This is a genomic window from Flagellimonas baculiformis, from assembly GCF_033441575.1.
Lineage (GTDB): Bacteria > Bacteroidota > Bacteroidia > Flavobacteriales > Flavobacteriaceae > Flagellimonas > Flagellimonas baculiformis.
The window spans coordinates 268,154-287,945 of sequence record NZ_JAUZVW010000003.1 but is presented as its reverse complement, the minus strand read 5'-3'; the positions used below and the strand labels follow the sequence as shown (position 1 = coordinate 287,945).

Here is a 19,792-nt window from a genome sequence, read left to right as displayed (position 1 = left end):
GAATCAAGCATTCTCCGTGGCCGACTTTAATTTGTACCCGACCATCCTTTGGATGGACCATTTTTTGTTCAATCCGATGCATAGGGGAATGGACAATCCAACGGCCAACAACAACAGACCAACCCACAAAATGGTATAGGACTGCCCAAAAAAGGAACCACTGTTCAAAATGGCAAGGATGAGCATGGTGGACAATGGGAACGACAGAGCCAAAACGGCCACCCCAAAGCTGCTGCTGAAGGTTTTTTTCTGAGGTTCCACCTCCATTTCCATGCTGTCCACTGCAGCGATATGGGCATAGGGCCAAAAACTACAGGCACTCAGGCCAAAGGCCAAGATGAGCAATATCTCGTTTTGGGCCTGTATCCCGGAAATCAGGATAAAGGCACCACAGATCAAGAGGACCAATCCGGCACGGGTGCAAAGCAATGAAAAAATCTGAAAAAACTGTTTTCTTTTGATCTTTACGGCCAAGCCGATGAAAAGTAACACCAAAGGTGTCATGATTAAACTGAGTTTTTCCAATGTTTCGCTGAGGAAAAAGGGCAGAGAATCCATGGACATACCCAAAGCGAGCAATACCAATGCCACCCCAATGAAGATGTTCACGGGTTCGAAGACCATGGCCTTGATCATGGGGACGAGTTTTTTCCCATCATTTTTTTTGCCGCTGGATTGAAGTCCATAATGCCAGTTCATGGCGACTAGATATAGGAAGAAAAGCACAAACACCTTGTTTCCCAAATCGGACATGGCTGCCTTGGCCAGATAGTCTTCCCCCAGAAATTCCAAGATGAACGGAAAGGAGGACAATCCAGGCGCAAGCGATGGGACCAATAATTTGGCCGTCCGAAACTCGGGAGTGCCCCTACCAATACCCATTATGGGCAATATGATGGGCATGGCCAAGAACAACAATAGGTTGAGCCCAAGGGCCAATAAGGGCAATATCAAAAGATGTGGCTCTACTTTTATGCCCAAAAGCGCAATAAAAATAGTAGCGGGCAGGGCCAGGTTGAGGATTATTTTTTTAATACCGGTAATCTCTTCCTTGGATTTGAACTTGCTCTTGAGCAAGATGCCAATGAAGATGAAAAAAAGAAATACAACGGTTTTTTGAAATCCAATATCCACTATACCAACACTTTATTGAGCGCGGCAGTGAACATTTTCATTTCGTCCATAGTACCCATGCTCACCCTGCACCAATTTTTTCCCATAAACTCAAAGGCCCGAACACCTACTTGGAGCTCCGTCATCTTTTCGAGAAAGGCCTTGCCTTCCATCTCTATGGGGAAAATAAGGAAGCTGGTGTGTGAGGGCACGTATTCAATGCCCATCTGGTCCAAACTGTTGTAAACATATTCCCTGCACTCTGCGTTAAGGGTACGGGACTTATCGATAAAAGCGGAATCGTCCATGGCAGCGATAGCGGCATAGACTGAAGGATAGGAAATACCCATCCCCCCACGGGTGATATTTTGGAGCTTGTCCAAGGTGGATTCCTGTGCAACGATATAGCCTACGCGAAGACCGGCCATACCGTGGATCTTTGAAAATGTACGGGCAATGATGACATCCTTGCCCTCGTTGATAAGGGACACCATGCTTTTTTTGGCATTGTCCTCCAAGAACCACAGATAGGCCTCATCCACAAAAACAGGGACTTTTTCGGAAACCCGGGAACAGAAATCCACAAGTTCTTGATGTTCAGTGATGGTCCCGGTGGGGTTGTTGGGGTTACAGATATAGACCAATTTGGTATCGGCATCAATGGCCTCTTCCATGGCTTTCAGATCATGTGACCAATCGTCTTTGAGTGGAACGGGCTTCCATGTGGCCCCAACCGACTCGGCCACTCGGATGAGCGACATATAGGCAGGATCCGCGGAAACGATATTGCCCCCGTTCATGAACAGCACCATGGCCGTTTTCTCCAAAAGATCGGAGGACCCGGGGCCCATCATGATATTCTTGCTCTGGACACCTTCAAAATCAGCAATCTTGTCCACAAGTTGGAACAGTTCCTTCCAAGCATACCTGTTGCCTCCTGCAGCAGCATTTTTAAACGCTTCCAAAGCCATAGGAGAAGGGCCATAAGGGTTTTCGTTCGCATTCAGTTTGGCGACGAGGTCAGGCATCCCTGATTCCAAGTTTGGCAAGTATTCCTTAAAAAATGGGCTATAGATTGCATTTCCCTTGGCGTCCAATTGTAAAGGCATCCTGGGTGTTTCGGCAAGGCCAAAATAGGGCAGGGCCATGGCCCCACCTGCGGTGAGCATACTTTTTCGGATCCAGTCTCTTCGGTTGATGTTGGTTGTTCCCATGTGAGTTGAGTTTTTAGCTGAACTTAAATTTAGGGGATCATTCCGCTAAAACCTATGCTAAAAACATAAAAATCAACACCTTAAAATATGGCTATTGAAAAATAAGGGGCCTCTTTTTTTCATATTGCCATGACTTTGGGTTTTTGGGAGGGGCTATTTTGCCAAAGGACAGGTCTTGAGGTAATCCATCGTCAGGATTCCCCTTAGGTTATTGATGATGATATGCTCCAAGAGGTCCTGTATGCTGTATTCATCAAACAGACTGTTGTTGGAGTAAACGGTATCCTCCATCCGGGACAGAAAGAGCATACAGACCAGTTCCACCTTGACATCTGGCCGTACCTGCCCCATTGTTTGTGCCTTGTTCAGCAGCGGACATACGATGTTCCAAACGATGTCCCTTTTAAACTCGGCGTAAAATTCGAACGCTTTGGGGTAATATTTGCCCAAGCCATACAGAAAGGAAGGGTTGATTTCCTGTAGGACCATCAACCCTTGTTTGTATATAAAGATGATGGTGGACAGTGGCTGGTCCTCGTTGGGGTTTTCAAGCATATAGTTGTCCACATTGCTTTTTACCTTCCCCAAAAAGAACCGAAGACTTTCCGTGACCAATTCTTCCTTGCTGCCGAAATGCTTATAGAGCGTCTTTTTGGAAATGCCCAGGCTATGGGCCATCTCGTCCATGGAAAAGCGCTTGCTCCCAAACTTGGTGAAGTTTTCTATGGCAAATTCCAACAATTCTTCCCTACTGTCCACAATGCAACTTTTTTATCTCCATCCACCGCCAAGGGCCCTATACAGCTCCACCATGGCGTTCAATTGTCCGTACTGGGAATCCACGTAGCTAAGTTCCGAGTTCAGCGCATTTTGCCTTGCGGTCAATACTTCCAGATAATTGGCAAGACCGTTGTTCAGCAATTCCTCCGAGTAATCTTCCGCAGTCGCATAAGCCTCGAGTTCCTTGGAACGGGCTTCCAATTTTTCCGTTTCAGCGTTATACGTGTAGAGCGCATCGCTCACTTCCCTGCCCGCGGTGAGCAAGGTTTTTTTGTAGTTAAGTAGCGCTTGCTCCTGTTGGGCCTTGGCCACTTCCATTTGGGTGCGCAACCTTCGTCCGTTGAAGATGGGCTGTGTCAAGGAACCCACCAATTGGGAGAACAGCGAGCTGGCATCCAGCCAATTTTCAAACTCCAGGCTTTGGAACCCTCCATTAGCTGAAAGGCTTAGGGATGGGTATAGGCTGCTCTTGGCCACATTGGTCAGTTCAAAGGCATTGATGAGGCCATATTCCGCTTGCATCACGTCAGGGCGGTTGGTGAGGAGGAGGTAGGGCACGCCAGTTTTCAGGTCGGTGCCGATGGTCTGGTTGTCCAGACTGCCCCTTTCCACTTTGTGGGAAGGTTCACCCATCAAGATGCAGAAGGCGTTTTCCAGCAGTTTGATATTGTTTTCCAGGTCGATGAGGATGATTTCCGTAGTATGCACTTGGGCCTCGGTCTGTTTGACGGCCACTTCGGTGACCTGTCCCGCTTCTTTCAGGGCCAACGTGGTTTCCAGACTGCTTTTTCGTGCCTCAAGGGTCTGCTCGGCTATCTGGCGTTGTTTGTCCAAGGCCATAAGTTGGTAATAGGTACTGGCGATGGAGGCCACCAAATCGGTCTTTACCGCTTGGTGTGCCGAAACACTCTGCAAGTAGGAAGCACCAAAGGCCCTTTTGTTGCTTCGGATCTTGCCCCAAATGTCGGCTTCCCATGAAAGCGAACCGGAAAGCTCGTATTGCTCCAACGGACGGGTAAAGAAACTTCCAAACTGGCTGTTTTTGGAGTTTTTGGTCCTGGTGAAACTGGCCGTTCCGGAAAGCGTTGGATAATAGCCTGCCTTTCCTTGTTTGAGGTAAGCCTCTGCAGCAACTACATTTTGAAGGGCAATCCTTATGTCCAAATTGTTCTCCAATCCTTGGGCAATATAGGATTTCAATTGCTCATCGTTGAACAGTTCCCTCCACGACACACTGGCCATGGAGATACTGTCTTGGGGCAAATTGTCCGTTCGGTACAAACTTTCGGTCTCCAATTCGGGGCGCGAATAGTTTTTTGCCACAAAGCAGGACTGCAAGAGTAAAGGAGCTGAAAGTATGAGGAACAGTTTATATGTGGGTTTTATTTTCATGAGTACTAAGTTGTGGTTATGCATTTATTTCTGAGGGTTTGCCCGAAATCCGTTCCTGCAATGCCTGGAATACGACAAAGAGAACCGGTACGACAAAGACACCCAAAATGGTCCCAATGAGCATTCCGCCCACGGCGCTCAATCCTATGGATTGGTTTCCGATGGCACCGATGCCCGATGACAAAGCCAAAGGCAGCAGACCAAAGATGAAGGCGAAAGAGGTCATCAAAATAGGCCGTAACCTCGCCCGTGCACCATCGGCTGCGGCATCGAACAGCGACAGTCCGGCCCTTCTACGCTGAAGCGCAAACTCCACGATCAAAATGGCGTTCTTGGCCAAAAGACCTATCAACATGATGAGGGCAATCTGGAAATAGATGTTGTTCTGGAGCCCGGCCAAGTTGATAAAGAGAATGGCTCCCGCAATCCCCACGGGGAGCGATAGTAAAATGGAGAGGGGCAGAATATAACTTTCATACTGCGCGCTCAACAAGAAATACACGAACACCAAACTCAAAATGAAAATGAGGATGGTCTGCGACCCTGCATTGGTCTCTTCACGGGTAAGGCCCGAATAGTCATAGGTATAGGAGTTGGGCAACACTTGTGCGGCCACTTCCTCTATGGCATTGATGGCATCACCGGTACTGTAGCCGGCATTGGGAACCCCGGTGATCTTCACGGAGCTCAACAAGTTGAACCGTTCCACCACTTCAGGGCCATAAATTTTCTTGAGGTCCACAAACTGGCTCACCGCCACGGATTCTCCATTGGCGTTCCTTACAAAAATATGGTTCAATGAGTTTTCGTTGGCTCGATCTTCGGGCTTGGCCTGGATCATGACGCGGTACTGTTTTCCAAATTTGTTGAAATCCGTGGCATAGATCCCTCCATAGTACCCTTGTAGTGCATTGAAGATATCTGTTGCGGAGAATCCTGACATTTTTGCCTTTTCGATGTCAATATCCAGATCATATTGGGGGAACCCTGGATCGAACTGTGAAATGGCATATTGAATTTCAGGTCTTGCGTTAAGGGCTTCCAAAAATTGGTTCTTCACATCGTTGATGGAAAGCCAATCATCACCTCCTTTGCTCTGCAACTGCACCTCAAAACCAGAACTGGTACCAAAACCTTGTATGCTGGGAGGGGTAAAATAGATGATCTGTGCATCCTTGAACTGTGCCGACATGCCATACAATTTTTGCAAAGTGGCCTCAACGGAGAGGGAATCAGCCTCTCTCTCGCTCCAATCCTTCAACTTCATGATGGAAAATGCATAGGAACCGGCACTCACACGGCTCAGCAAGCTGAACCCGGCCACACTCATCCTGGCATCGATGATGTCCATGGATTCATAGATGGAATCCAGCTTCATGATGGTCTCTTCCGTCTTCTCTATGGTCGTTCCGGGAGGCATGCTCACATTGGCAAAGATGATGCCCCTATCCTCATCGGGGACAAAACCGGATGGAGTGGATTTGAACAGAAAGATGGCAATTCCGGTAAAGGCCAACAAGAGGACAACCGTGATCCATTTTCTCTTGACCATACGGCCAACGGTATTGGTATATTTATTCGTAATAGCATTGAAACCAACGTTGAAAGCCTTGAAAAAGCGCGTTATGAAATTGGACTTATGTCCTTTTTCAGGATTATGTGGTTTTAGGAACAATGCGGCCAATGCCGGGCTGAGCGTCAACGCATTGATGGCCGAGATAAGAATGGCCACGGCTAATGTGATGCCGAATTGCTGGTAAAATACCCCTGACGATCCTTGGATAAAGGATACCGGGATAAACACGGCGGACATCACCAAGGTGATGGAGATAATGGCCCCGGAAATTTCGCTCATGGCCTTTTTCGATGCAGTTTTTGCAGAGGAGGCGCCCTCTTCCAGCTTCGCGTGGACCGCTTCCACCACCACGATCGCATCATCCACCACGATACCAATGGCCAATATCATGGCAAAAAGGGTAAGCATGTTGATGGAATATCCGAACAACTGGAGAAAGAAAAAGGTTCCCACAATGGCCACGGGCACGGCAATGGCGGGGATCAATGTGGACCTAAAATCCTGAAGGAACAGGAACACCACGATGAACACCAAGATAAAGGCCTCGATCAATGTCTGGACCACGTGATCTATGGAGGCATCCAAGAAATCCTTGGAATTGAAAGGGATGACATAATCCAAGCCTTTTGGGAATTCAGCCTTGCTTTCTTCCAAAATAAGCTCTATTTGTTCTATAATCTCATTGGCGTTGGAGCCTGAGGTCTGATATACCCCAACGGCAACCCCGGGATTACCCATCCCCGAGTTCTTTCTGACATAGCTGAATGCCCCGAGTTCAACCTCGGCAACATCTTTTAAACGGAGAAAGCCTCCATCTTCAGTCGTTTTTAGAATGATGTTCTGGTATTCTTCCACCTCGGACAGGCGGCCCTTGTACTTCATCACATATTCGAAGATACCATCGGCATTTTCCCCAATTTTACCTGTAGCGGCCTCGCGGTTCTGCTCCCGAAGGGCGGCTTGGATATCGGCAGGTACAAGATTATAGGCGGCCATTTTGTCCGGGGAAATCCAAATCCGCATGGAATAGTCCTTGGCCCCGAACACGTTTACGTTACCAACACCCTTGATCCTTTGGAGCTTGGGTACTAGGTTGATCTTTGCATAGTTCTCCACAAACGTTCCGTCGTAGTTTTCATTTTTGGAAAAAATGGAGAAGAAGAGCAAGGCACTGTTCTGCGCCTTCTGGGTGTTGACCCCCGTTTGTATCACTTCTTGGGGCAAAAGGCTGTTGGCCCGGGATACCCTGTTCTGTACGTTGACGGCGGCGATGTCTGGATCAACGCCCAATTCAAAATATACGCTGATGTTGGCCGCGCCATCATTACTGGCCGAAGAGGTCATGTAGGTCATGCCCTCCACCCCGTTGATCTGTTCTTCGAGGGGGATGACCACACTTTTTAACACGGTTTCAGCACTTGCACCCGTATAGTTGGCGGTGACCTGAACGGTGGGCGGTGCTATTTCTGGATATTGTTCTACGGGGAGAACGCTGAGTCCAAGAACACCCAAGATCAAAATGATGACGGATATTACTGTGGACAGTACGGGACGGTCTATGAATTTTTGGAACATGGATAGTTTGTTCTAATAAGGTTGACGGTACAATTATTTGATAGGGTTGATGGTCTGTCCATCCCTCAATTTGGATACACCTTCGGTCACAATGGTCGTTCCCTCCTCAAAGCCTTCGGATACGACAAATTCCGTATCGGTCTGTGCAACAATGTCGATAGGCTTTGTGTTCACGGTCTCTCCATTGAGCACAAACACCATTTTGGTGCCTTGAAGGTCCACGGTCGCGAACTGGGGAATCACCCACACATCTTTGTAGGTGGAAGGAACCCGTATTTTTCCAGTGCTCCCTGAACTCAACAAAAGATCGGGATTCTCAAAATCCGCCCTAAGGGAAACACTTCCGGTGGTGGGGTTGATGATGTTGTTCACCATGGCTATTTTCCCTTTATAAGGATATGTCTCCCCATTGATCATGACCAATTCCACCTCTGGGGTAGATCCCGCAGTGCTTTCGTTGGCATTTGCTGCCATTTGCGTTTTCATTTGGAGCAGCTCTTTTTCGTTCATGGAAAAATAGGCCCTGATACCGCTGATGTCCGAGACCACGGTCAGGGGCTGCGCCATCGTACTGCTCACAAGGGCCCCTACTTTGTAGGGAATCACACCGATATAACCGTTCACGGGGCTCACGATGTTGGAGTACCCAATGTTTGCGGTGATACTGTTGTAATTGCTCTTGGCCTGCTCCAATTGGGCCTTGGCGGTTTCAAGTTGTACGTTGCTGATGATGCCCTTTTCTACCAAAGGGACCAACTTGTCCACTTCCACTTGGGCCACGTTCACCGAAGCTTTGGCTGCATTGGCGTCTTGGGACAAAGTCTGGGTCTCCAATTTGAAAAGCAACTGCCCTTTCTTCACTTTTTGCCCCTCTTCCACATAAATGTTTTGGACAAAACCTGAAACCTTGGGCCAAATCTGCACGTTTTGGATTCCCTCCATTGAGGTGGAGTAGGTATTGTATATGGTGATGTCCTGCTTTTTCAGGGCAGTGGTTTTGAGGGACGGCGGTGGCGGTGCGGATTGCTGCTGGGTTTTGCCGCCACAGGACATTAAAAGGACCATTCCTGCCAATACAAAGGGTATCTTGATTGTTTTCATGTACGAACTTAAGTGTTTAAGGTTTTGATAGTTGGACATTGGATTTTTAATCCAATATGATTTCTAGTTTTTTGATGGATTCTTTTAAAAGGGTCTCGTTCTTATGGATATAGTCGAGGTAAATGCTTGTTCTGGCCTTGCCCTCCTCGAATTTTTTCGGACTGTTTTTTTCATGGTAGCCCATGACCAAAGTGATGATTTTTTTTTCGTTTTCAAGGCGTTTCAGGCTTTCCTGTAGTTTGGTAAGGAAGAATGTCTTTTTCTTGGCAAGGGAAAAATACCTTCTTCGGTCGCCCGGCTTGGTAAAATAGGTGACTATGCCCATGTTGAGCAGCAGGTTCAGTGAGGTTGAGGTTGAACTTTTGCTCGCCCCACGTTTTTCGAGACAATCCTCAAAGGTCAATCCGTCCTCGTTTGTCATGATTAGAATGGCATAGAGGCGGGCCGCCAATGGCGGGAGATTGTGTTCCCCTTCCAAATGTAGTCCCAAGGTTTCTATCAACTCATCCTTCGTTTTTACCATATCATCCAATAGTTTGAAGGCGCAAAATTAATATTGGTTCGGAACAAACAAAACCAAACGAACTTAAAGTTGTGTTAAAAGTTCAACGCTTGTTTCCAAATGCTAGAAACTGGACAATAGAAAATAGAAAAGAGATGTTTCGGGGCGCAGTTGTTCGATTACGTTCTTAATCCTCATTGGATTTAATGTATGGATTTGGACAACTGAAAATTGCCGCTGCCTCCTAAAAATCGATTCCCAATTCCTGACCTCCGATTCTTGGCCCCACGATTTGCTAGCAGCCGATTTAAGCAGGTATTTCGCGACTAAAGGGCGCTCTTGAACTGCTCCAAAAAGCGGACGTCGTTCTCGCTCAGCAGTCTAATGTCAGAAATTTGGTGGAGGAGGAGCGCTATCCTGTCTATGCCCATTCCAAAAGCGAACCCGGAATATACTTCGGGGTCTATGCCACAATTTTTGAGCACATTGGGGTCCACCATGCCACAACCCATGATTTCCAACCAACCTGTTCCCTTGGTCATGCGGTAGTCCGTTTCAGTCTCCAGCCCCCAATACACGTCCACTTCGGCACTGGGCTCCGTAAAAGGGAAATAGGATGGCCGCAACCTGATCTTGGATTTCCCGAACATTTCAGAAGTAAAATACTGCAGGGTCTGCTTCAGATCGGCAAAGGAGACATTCTTGTCCACATACAAGCCTTCCACTTGATGGAAAAAACAGTGGGAACGCGACGAAATGGCCTCGTTCCTGTATACCCTTCCAGGAGAAATGGTACGGATGGGCGGTTTGTGGCTTTCCATATATCTCACCTGTACGGAAGAGGTATGGGTGCGCAAGAGGATGTCCGGATCGGTCTGGATGAAAAACGTGTCCTGCATGTCACGGGCAGGATGGTACTCGGGCAGGTTCAATGCCGTAAAATTGTGCCAATCGTCCTCTATCTCAGGCCCTTCGGAAACATTGAAGCCTATTCGGGAAAAGATGTCGATGATCTGGTTCTTGACAATGGATATAGGGTGCCTTGCCCCAATTTCTATGGGTTCCCCAGGTCGGGTGAGGTCACCGAACTTCCCTTTGGAATCCACTTGGTTTTCCATGGCCTCCTTGAGGGTGTTCACCTTTTCGGTCGCTGCACTCTTCAATTGGTTGATGACCTGTCCAAATTCTTTTTTCTCCCCATTGGGCACATTTTTGAATTCGGCAAAGAAGGTGTTCAACAAGCCTTTTTTTCCCAAATATTTGATTCGGAAAGTTTCAATTTCTTCTAATGAGGTTGAAGAGAATTTTTCTACTTCGGCCAAGTGTTCCTTTATGGTCTCGATCATGTTCAGCTCTATTCGCGGACAAATTTAGCAAATTGTACAAGATTTATAGGGAGAATAAGAAATGTACTGTGCCTACTTCCAAAAAAATCTATAGGTCAGCATGTGCTTTGCGGTCCTTCAACCAATTCAGGCATGACCGGAAATTGTCAAAAACATGCTCGTTTGGAATGAGGCCTGGAACGATATCTATCTTTTCCAACATGTATTTTGGCTGCTCCAAAACCTTGGAGAGCAAAACAGTGATGTTTTTTTGTTTCAAGCCATGGATGACCTCCTCCATGGCATAGAGCCCGGATTGGTCCAAATAGGGCATACGACCCATTCGGATGATGACAATGGATGCATTTTCCGGAATCTGGTCGGCCAATAGTTGGAATTCACTGGTGGAGCCAAAGAAAAGAGGACCATTGATGTGTTTGATGAAAACCCCTTCTTTCAACTCTTCGGAAATGTCCTTTTCATCGGGCCAGCCTTCTTCTTTCAAAGAAGTCACATTGGATTTTTTGGAAGTAATATCGCCGATTTTTTTCATGAACATCAATGAGGCCATGATCAGACCGATTCCTACAGCATATACAAGGTTCCATACGGAGGAAAGCACCATCACCACCAACATGACGATGACCTCAGAACTCAGCCGGAAAGGACCAAATTTGATATCCTTCGGCATATTGGGAATGGCCTTTAACCCTTTATAATCCATAACGCCGATCCCGACGGTGACGAGTAGGCCCGCCAATACCGCTGCAGGGATTTGGGAGGCTACGGGACCCAGGGCAAGCAGAATGATGAGCAAGAGCAATCCTGCGATCATACCTGAAAGCCGGGTCTTGCCCCCAGAGTTGATGTTCACCACCGTTCTAATGGTGGCACCTGCACCGGGGATTCCGCCAAACAGGGCGGCTATGCTGTTCCCGATTCCCTGTCCCATGAGTTCTTTGTTGGGGCTGTGTTTGGTCTGGGTCATATTGTCCGCGACCACAGATGTGAGCAGGGAATCAATGGCGCCGAGCAGTGCAAGCGTGAGCGCCGTAAAAATGTATGGGGCAACGGCGCCCAGATTGAAGCCGGTAAAAATTTCCAGATGGGGCGTCGGGAGTCCGCTGGGAATCTGCTCAATGGGCCGATAGTCCAAACCAAAGCCATAAGCAATGCCGGAGACTACGACAAGGGCCACCAATGTGCTGGGTATGGCAGTGGTGATGCGTTTAAACCCATATACCATGAGGATGGTACCCAAAGCCAATGTGAGTTCCAACGCATCAATGTTTCCAAGGGCCCTGGGCAATACCTTAAAAGTACCGATGACCCCAGAGGCTTCTTTTCCCGCCAAACCTTTGGCTTCTTTGTCCATGTCGGCCGCGGTGATGTTTTTGGCCCTTTTGATGGTCTCTTCAAAATCATCAAGGACCGAGATGCCCTGTTCGGTTTCTTGTTCCAAAATCCTGTTCAAGATCCTTTCTTCTGCTTTTGGTCGAAAACTGCTTACAAATGAAGCGTCTTCCTTTGGATAATACCCAACGGCCGGAAGAGTCTGTGTAACCAGGATAATGATGCCGATAGCGGTCATGAACCCAGAGACGACAGGATAAGGAATGTATTTGATGTATTTCCCCAAACCGATAAGTCCAAGGCCGATCTGCATGAGCCCTGCAAGTAAGAAAACGGTCAAAATGGCCGGAAGTGCCTTGCCCACATCTCCATTGTTGACGGCCAGGATGCCTGAGATCATGACCATGCTCACTGCGGTCATGGGGGCCGTAGGACCAGAAATTTGGGTGTTGGTGCCTCCAAAAAGAGCGGCAAAAAAACCGATGAAGATGGCACCGTACAATCCTGCACTTGGCCCCAATCCCGAACTTACTCCGAAAGCAAGTGCCAAGGGAAGGGCAACAATCCCAGCAGTGATCCCTCCGAAAAGGTCTCCTTTAAAATTTCTGAACATGGCTTTTGGTTGTGAGGGTGAAGGTAACAATTCTAAAACAAAAAAGGTCGATGGGTTATGATGTCCATCGACCTTTTGTATATATAGAGTGGTATGTTACAAAAAGACCACCTTGCCGTCAGAGAGGTCATACATGGCCCCGACGATGGCTATTTGCCCGGCCTCTTCCATCTCTTTTAAGATAGGGCTTTGAGACCTGATGTTAGTAAGTGCCATCTCCACGTTCTTCACGGCAACTGCATCCACGAAGTCCAAGTTTTTGGAATTTCTCAACGACTCGTCCTTGGGTTCTTTAACGGCCTCGACCGCAGGCTCTATCTTGTTGATCAAGGTGGTTAGGTTACCCAAACGGGCATGGTCGCAAGCTCCCTTGACAGCTCCGCAGCTGGTATGGCCCAAAACCACAACCAACTTGGTTCCTGCAAGTTTGCAGGCAAATTCCATGCTTCCCAAAATATCCTCGTTCACAAAATTGCCCGCTATCCTGATACTGAAAATGTCACCAAGGCCTTGATCAAAGACCAGTTCTGCGGACACTCTTGAATCGATACAGCTAAGGATCGTGGCGAAGGGAAACTGCCCATCCTTGGTTTCGTTGACCTGCTGCAACAGGTTTCTATTGGCCTTCAAATTATTTTGGAAACGCTCATTGCCCTCTTTCAAAAATTGGAGCGCCTTTTGGGGCGTCATGGTGGACTGTGTTTCTTTTGTGTGTGCTTTCATAATGCTGTGTTATGCCGTTTGTTTCGGTCTTAGGTTGAAAAATTTGATGTAACTCTCTGGATTCTCGACCACACCTCTTTCAGAGACCAACTTGATGTTGATGTTCTTGCTCTTGGCCTTGCCCGAGAAATCTTCCAAAATCTCAATGATGTCGTTGTCCAGATACCTTGTTTTTCTAACATCCAGTTCAAGATAGGAATTTTCTGGAAGGCGATCCAATTCTTTGAGGATGGCTCCCTTGTTGATGAAGGTCACTTCTTCCGCAAGGGTCATTTTGATCATGTTTTCCCCATTGCCCATATCTTCAATATGAAGGAAGTGAGAATTTTGATAGCTCTTGATCAGGATCACCACAATGCCGACCGCCAGACCCAGTGCAATACCGATGAGAAGATCGGTGAAAACAAGTCCTACCACAGTGACAATAAAAGGGATAAATTGTTTCCACCCCAACTGGTACATGGTCTTGAACAAGCTGGGCTTGGCCAGTTTGAAACCGACGATGAACAGTACAGCAGCCAGAACGGACAAAGGAATCATATTGAGCAACTTTGGGATCAACATAACCGAGATGAACAAGAGAAGGCCATGGATAATGGCGGATAATTTGGTACGGCCACCCGACTGGATGTTGGCCGAGCTACGTACGATCACCTGGGTCACAGGCAATCCACCAAGCAGGCCGGATATGGAATTTCCAACGCCTTGTGCGAACAATTCCCTGTTGGCAGGTGTGGTCCTTTTATAGGGATCTAACTTGTCAGTGGCCTCAACGCACAACAGCGTCTCCAAACTGGCCACCAATGCAATGGTAAAGGCCGTGATCCAAATTTCGGTGTTTCCGATAACGGAAAAATTGGGAAACTGGAACAGGCTTCCAAAATTGGCGAAGCTTTCCAGGACAGGGACCTGTACAAGATGTTCCCCAGAAATGCCCCATGTGGCATCACCTTGGGTAAATACAAAGTAAAGAATGCCCAGTACCACAGCCACCAAAGGGCCTTGGATCAACTGGAATATTTTTGATTTTTTTGTCAGCACTTTATCCCATAGGATAAGAATGGCAAGTGCAATGATGGCAATCAATGTCGCTCCGGGACTTATATTGTTCAGCGCGACAAGGATTTCGCTGAAGGTATTTTCCCCATCGACCTGGAAAAAAGCCTGATCGCCTTCCGGGTCGGCATCATAGCCAAAAAAGTGGGGAATCTGTTTCAAAATGATGATGATACCTATCCCGGTCAACATCCCTTTTATCACTGATGAAGGGAAATAGTAGGCGATAATACCTCCTTTGAGGACACCGAACAGGATCTGTATGATTCCGCCGAGTACCACGGCCACCAAAAAGTTTTCGAAACCTCCCAAGGTGCCTATGGCAGTGAGCACAATAGCGGCAAGTCCGGCTGCGGGGCCACTGACCCCCAATTGGGAGCCACTCAATGCGCCCACAACAACACCCCCGACAATTCCGGCAATAAGTCCGGAAAAAAGAGGGGCACCACTGGCCAATGCAATGCCCAGACAGAGCGGCAATGCCACAAAGAAGACCACAACACTGGATGGCAAGTCGTTTTTGAGATACTTGAACATAATTAAAAGAATTTTGTCTTCAAACCATCAAAATGTTGAAGACTGTTGGAAAATTGACTTAAATGAGAATATTTCAGGAATTAAACCAATTCCCTTGGGGGAGGATCAAGAATCTCAACGGTGTGTTCCATCACTTGGAATATGTACCGCAACGAGCTAAGGTGTTGTTCTTGGTTGAAGTAAGGATCTACAGCGAAGAAATTTCGGAACACAAAGAATTTGCTCTCAAAGTTTTTGCCGTTCGTTGTTTCATGGCTATTGTTTTCCTCTTCTGAGGACCCCAGTATAAGTGCAGTACTGTATTCCCTGCCCAGAAGGGGGACGAAAGGGGATGCCATCAAAATGGAAACGAGCATCACCGATACGATGGGAAAGGCCAGTAGCTTTAGCACTATACTTGATTTTTCCCAAAAATAAGGCGAACAGGGCGATTTTATGTTAAGAATGTCTAAAAATCCTTGATGCGTTTGATGTTTTCGCCCAAAAGCCAGCCGGTTTGTCCATCGGCAATCCTTATTTTCTCCCAACCGTCAAGTTCCTCCAGTACATTTACCTTGGTGCCTTCGTGCAGGGTAAAGATGATGTCACTGCTTGCATTGGGCTCGGATGAAACCTTGACTTCCTTACTGAAGACAATGGCGGGATTGTCCTTTCTGTACTGTTCATGTTGGAGATAGGACAACAAAATACTAACCAACCCAAGGGTCAATGAGAAAATTCCGGTGATAAAGGCAATCCTTTTTTGGTTGGCCGAACGAAGGAAATAATAGGCCAAATACGCCAGTACAAAAAGAATGACCAATACGACCGCCAGATAGGCCCATTGATTGCAGGTGAACAGATTGATGACTTTGTCATAAGCTTGGGCAATCTCAGTCTTGGGGACTTCTTCTATGGCGTCCAGCCTCATGTTTTGGGCATAACCCAAATTGTTCTGTATCTCACTGTCATTGGGCGACAACAATAGCGCCTTCTCATAATAGTAGATGCTGGGACCAATGGAATTGATCTTATAATAGCAGTTGCCCAGATTGAAATACACGGCCGCAGAATGTTGGCCACTCTCCAAAATCTGTTCATAGTTTGCTATGGCCTTTGCGTATTCCCCCTTGTTGTAAAATTCCGTTGCTTCGGAAAAAAGGACCTCATTTTGGGAGAAACCAAAGGACAGGGATAACAGGCATATCAAAAAAAGGATCTTTTTCATTTTCATAGCTGTTTGTCCAATTTAGAAATCACCTCACTAGCCTTATCGTAATCGTTCTGCATCTGCACATTGGAAAACGGACTGTATCGGGCCATCTCACAGTTTTTCAACAGCTCGATGAAGGCGTTTATATCCTGTGCCGCGACACCTTTGTTCGTGAGGATATCGGTTATCTTTTCCTTGCTGAACTCCGAAGTCTCTATCTTCAGTTTTGCCTTCAGGTAATTGTGCAGTCCTTTTTCCAAGGCCACATAAAAGGCTTCTTTGTTGCCCAGTTCCTTTTTGGTCGTGGACAGGTATTTCTTGGCCAACCTATTGGCCTGTTTTATCTTATTTCCGACCACATCACTGGCGATGGCCTCCCTTTTCTTAAAGAAAAAGATAGCGATGGGAATCAGAAGAAGAGGAACGAAAAGCAGGAGATAGAAAGCACGGGAGCCCAAAAAGCAGCTGATTTCCTTCGGGCCTAGGTTGGGGTCCAGTTTAATAAAATGGAACTGTTTGCCCGTGGCCACCACGGCTTGTTTGTTGACCGATGGCCCTGAGGCGATATTGCCCGACGAGGCCGTAGGGCCTTCCAACACCTCGATGCTGATCTCTTCGGAATTGAGCGTCACATATTTTTCCGTATCGGGGTTGAAATAGCTGAACGAAATGCTGGGGATGGGGTATTTCCCTTTGAATGAAGGCACAATGGTGTAATTGTTGGACACTTTGCCCTCCATTCCGGAAACATAGGTCTGGATGCTCTCCTCATACTCGGGGTCATAGACTTCCAATGAGCTGGGGAGTTCGGGTTCGGGCAATTGGAACAACTTCAGGTTCCCTTTTCCAGAAACCTCTACGATTGCTTGGAGCGATTCGGAAGCATTCAATTGTTCTTTGCTGGTGGTCACCGAAAAATCGAAATCACCCACGGCACCTCCAAAATTGGCCGGTTTTCCGGCTTCGGGAAGTGGCTTCACATTCAAGGTCCTTCTCCCCGCGGAAACCGTTTTGCTGGTCTGGGTATATATTCTGCCCCCAAAGAAATCACGTTTGTTGGTGGGGACGTCCACAAAAATCTCCAAGGAAAGCGGCTCTATTTCCAGACTCCCTGATTTTTGGGGATAAAGCACCACCCTTTTTAGGACCACGAACCTATAGGGCTTGCCTTCATACGTGCCATTTTGTGCAGTATGCCTTGTCACCGGAATGTCCTGGCTCCAGAAGTTGTTGTATTTGGGATTGTCCAACGGGCGATAGTTCGTCACACTGATGTTTGGGCTCACATATAGTTTATAGACCACGGTGACCGCTTCGTTCAGATAGGGGTTGCCCTTGGAGACTTCCGCCACCAGATGGAGGCTTTCGTCTGCAACATCGTCCACCGTTTTTTGGCCATTGGGATTGTCCACAGCAGCGGTCACTTCTACCTGTTTGGTCAACGTTTTGTAGGTCTCTCCGCTGATTTCTATGGTAGCCTGCCCTATGGTGAAGTTGCCCCGGGCCGTGGGCACCAATATATAGGTATAGGTTTTGGAAAAGCTGCGTTTTCCGTTTATCCATGAAGAACTGATGGATTGGGAAGGTCCCATGACCACATTGAAGCCCTCAAAGGGAGGAGGCGTAAAATTGTCCCCGTCCTTGTTCATGGTAAAATCCACTCTGAGGCGTTCGTTGATGCCCAATTTTTCCTTGCTGAGGTTCATTTCGAATGTGACCCCTTCCTCTTCTTGGGCATGGGCAAAGACCCCGCAAAACAGGAGTGTTACCCAAAAAAACAAAATGTTGCCCCTCAACGTCTTCATCACCAATCCTTTTCGTTTCTGATTTTTTTGCCCCGTACCTTTCTGGCCTCCATTTTTTCCTGCACCTTTTTCTCTTCGTTTTCCATGGCCTCCAGTAGGTTCTGTATCTGTTGTTGGGAGAGCTGGTTGGGCCTGGGCTGTTGCTTTTGGTCGTTGGGCTGGTCTCCCTCATTGGGTTTTTTCTCCTGCTCCTTTTTCTTGTCCCCGTCCCCCTCTTGGTTTTCCTTGGGTTTGTCCTCGCCGTTATCTCCTTGGTCGCCCTTGTCCTTGTTCTCGTCCTCGTTCTGTTTTCCTTCGTCCTTTTTCTCGTTGTCGCCCCCTTCGTTGTTCTGGTCCTTGTTCTGATCTTGTTCTTGATCTTTCTGGTCCTGTTTGTCCTCGTTGTCCTTGTTCTGGTCGTTCTTTTGCTCGTCCTGCTGTTTCTCCAGCATTTTTTTGGCTAGGGCAAGGTTGTATCGGGTCTCGTCGTCATCCGGATTGCTACGGAGTGCCTGTTTGTAGGCCTCCACGGCCTTTTCGTATTCCTTGTTCTTCATGAACACATTGCCCATGTTGTGAAAGGCTTTGTGTTTTTCGGGTTTCTCATCGGCGGCTTCACTGGCCTGTTTGTAGCGGCCAAAGGCTTCCCCATAACTTTCCCTGTTGTAGTAGGCATTCCCTAGATTAAACGGAGCGGCCACGTTCTGTTTGCTCTTGGATATGGCCTTTCTGTACTTGGCCTCCGAGTTGACAAAATCGTTGGCGGTAAGCTCATTGTTCGCCTCCCAGGTCATGTTGGTGGAGGTTTGAAGCGCTTTTTCGGCCTCCTTGTTCTCTTTTTCCGTTGTCTCGTCCTGTGCCCATGCAACGCCAAAACAAAGCAGCAGGCCAAACATCAATCCTATCTTATTCATCATCATACTCATTGAAAAGATTCAGTTTTTTCAGCCATTGTGTCTTTCTGTCCAAAACGAAAATGTCCAAAAATAAAAATAAAAAGCCAGCAGCGAGGAACCATTGGAACTGGTCCTTGTATTCCGCAAATTGCTTGGCCTCGAATTCGGTCTTGTCCATTCGGTCCAGTTGTTCCTTGATGTATTCCACAGCATTTTCGGTGTTGGAACCATCGATATATTCACCATTTCCCCTGTCGGCGATTTCGGTGAGTATGGGTTCGTTCAATTTGGTGATGACCACTTCACCTTCATTATCTTTCTTTAGGCTCTCCACAATCCCGTTCCTTTTGATGGGAATTGGGGCTCCTTTGGCCTCCCCCACGCCAATGGTAAAGATCCGTATGCCGTTTTGGGTGGCATTTTCCACAGCGGCTGCGGTGGAGCTTTCGGAATGGTCCTCACCGTCGGACACAATAAAAAGTACCCTGTTGGTCTGTTGGGAATCATCGTAATAGGTACTGGCCAGGTTGATGGCAGCATCTATGGCAGTTCCCTGGGAAGAGAGCATATCGGTGTTCATGCTCTGCAGGAACATTTTTGCCGCACCATAGTCCGTGGTGATGGGAAGCTGCGGATAGGCCTGCCCTGCATAGGCAATGATGCCGATACGGTCACTGGCCAATTGGTTGATGATCTCCGATACGATACGTTTGCCTTTTTCCAATCGGTTGGGGGCAATGTCCTCGGCCAACATACTTTTGGAAACGTCCAGGGCAAATACAATGTCCACCCCTTCGCGCTTTACGGTTTCCAGTTTGGTGCCGATCTTGGGGTTGACGAGCCCAAGGACAAGAAATGAAAGTCCGAGCAAAAAAAGAATCAGCTTTAGGGTAGATTTGAAGCTGGACCTGTCCGGTGCCAAACGCTTCAACAGTTTGGGATCTGCAAAACGGCGCTGGGTCTTTTTCTTCCAGATTTGGAGCATAAGGAATGCCAGGACCATAATTGGGATTATGGCCAACAGATAGAAATATATTTTCTCGTCAAACTGAATCATTTC

16 protein-coding genes are annotated in these 19,792 nt (G+C 47.5%); all 16 read right to left on the bottom strand.

Annotation, left to right across the window (positions count from 1 at the left end; all coding sequences use genetic code 11):
• Window positions 1-3: 3 nt before the first annotated feature.
• Window positions 4-1,134 carry an AEC family transporter gene (locus tag SD450_RS06250; RefSeq protein WP_318343773.1) on the bottom strand — a complete coding sequence of 377 codons (1,131 nt, stop codon included), beginning with the start codon at window positions 1,132-1,134 and terminating at the stop codon, window positions 4-6.
• Window positions 1,134-2,327 (bottom strand): pyridoxal phosphate-dependent aminotransferase, encoded by a 1,194-nt coding sequence (locus SD450_RS06245; RefSeq protein WP_318343772.1) that lies wholly within the window; start codon window positions 2,325-2,327, stop codon window positions 1,134-1,136. The genes SD450_RS06250 and SD450_RS06245 overlap by 1 nt, the downstream gene beginning before the upstream one ends.
• 153 nt (window positions 2,328-2,480) lie before the next feature.
• Entirely contained in the window at window positions 2,481-3,086 is a 606-nt protein-coding gene (locus SD450_RS06240; RefSeq protein WP_318343771.1) for a TetR/AcrR family transcriptional regulator, read from the bottom strand.
• A gap of 12 nt (window positions 3,087-3,098) precedes the next feature.
• Window positions 3,099-4,499: a TolC family protein gene (locus SD450_RS06235; RefSeq protein ID WP_318343770.1), complete on the bottom strand. Its 1,401-nt coding sequence runs from the start codon at window positions 4,497-4,499 to the stop codon at window positions 3,099-3,101.
• 16 nt (window positions 4,500-4,515) lie between these two features.
• A complete protein-coding gene (locus tag SD450_RS06230) occupies window positions 4,516-7,650 on the bottom strand; it encodes an efflux RND transporter permease subunit (protein WP_318343769.1) in 3,135 nt (1,044 codons plus the stop codon).
• Between the two features lie 33 nt (window positions 7,651-7,683).
• A complete protein-coding gene (locus SD450_RS06225) occupies window positions 7,684-8,751 on the bottom strand; it encodes an efflux RND transporter periplasmic adaptor subunit (RefSeq protein ID WP_318343768.1) in 1,068 nt (355 codons plus the stop codon).
• 46 nt (window positions 8,752-8,797) lie between these two features.
• A complete protein-coding gene (locus tag SD450_RS06220; RefSeq protein WP_318343767.1) occupies window positions 8,798-9,274 on the bottom strand; it encodes a GbsR/MarR family transcriptional regulator in 477 nt (158 codons plus the stop codon).
• Window positions 9,275-9,579: 305 nt separating this feature from the next.
• Complete coding sequence (gene pheS, locus SD450_RS06215; RefSeq protein ID WP_318343766.1) at window positions 9,580-10,599, bottom strand: phenylalanine--tRNA ligase subunit alpha; 1,020 nt, start codon at window positions 10,597-10,599, stop codon at window positions 9,580-9,582.
• A gap of 88 nt (window positions 10,600-10,687) precedes the next feature.
• Entirely contained in the window at window positions 10,688-12,544 is a 1,857-nt protein-coding gene (locus tag SD450_RS06210; RefSeq protein ID WP_318343765.1) for a SulP family inorganic anion transporter, read from the bottom strand.
• A gap of 96 nt (window positions 12,545-12,640) precedes the next feature.
• A complete protein-coding gene (locus SD450_RS06205) occupies window positions 12,641-13,267 on the bottom strand; it encodes a carbonic anhydrase family protein (RefSeq protein WP_318343764.1) in 627 nt (208 codons plus the stop codon).
• A 9-nt stretch (window positions 13,268-13,276) separates the two neighbouring features.
• Window positions 13,277-14,860, bottom strand: coding sequence for a SulP family inorganic anion transporter (locus tag SD450_RS06200; protein ID WP_318343763.1), 1,584 nt, complete (start codon window positions 14,858-14,860; stop codon window positions 13,277-13,279).
• An 80-nt stretch (window positions 14,861-14,940) separates the two neighbouring features.
• Entirely contained in the window at window positions 14,941-15,252 is a 312-nt protein-coding gene (locus SD450_RS06195) for a hypothetical protein (RefSeq protein ID WP_318343762.1), read from the bottom strand.
• A 56-nt stretch (window positions 15,253-15,308) separates the two neighbouring features.
• The gene (locus SD450_RS06190; protein ID WP_318343761.1) at window positions 15,309-16,067 is read right to left on the bottom strand and encodes an SH3 domain-containing protein; all 759 of its coding nucleotides are present in this window, start codon (window positions 16,065-16,067) and stop codon (window positions 15,309-15,311) included.
• Between the two features lie 2 nt (window positions 16,068-16,069).
• Window positions 16,070-17,857: a BatD family protein gene (locus tag SD450_RS06185; RefSeq protein WP_318343760.1), complete on the bottom strand. Its 1,788-nt coding sequence runs from the start codon at window positions 17,855-17,857 to the stop codon at window positions 16,070-16,072.
• Window positions 17,857-18,762 (bottom strand): tetratricopeptide repeat protein, encoded by a 906-nt coding sequence (locus SD450_RS06180; RefSeq protein ID WP_404828227.1) that lies wholly within the window; start codon window positions 18,760-18,762, stop codon window positions 17,857-17,859. The genes SD450_RS06185 and SD450_RS06180 overlap by 1 nt, the downstream gene beginning before the upstream one ends.
• Window positions 18,743-19,789 (bottom strand): VWA domain-containing protein, encoded by a 1,047-nt coding sequence (locus tag SD450_RS06175; protein WP_318343759.1) that lies wholly within the window; start codon window positions 19,787-19,789, stop codon window positions 18,743-18,745. The genes SD450_RS06180 and SD450_RS06175 overlap by 20 nt, the downstream gene beginning before the upstream one ends.
• Window positions 19,790-19,792: the final 3 nt, after the last annotated feature.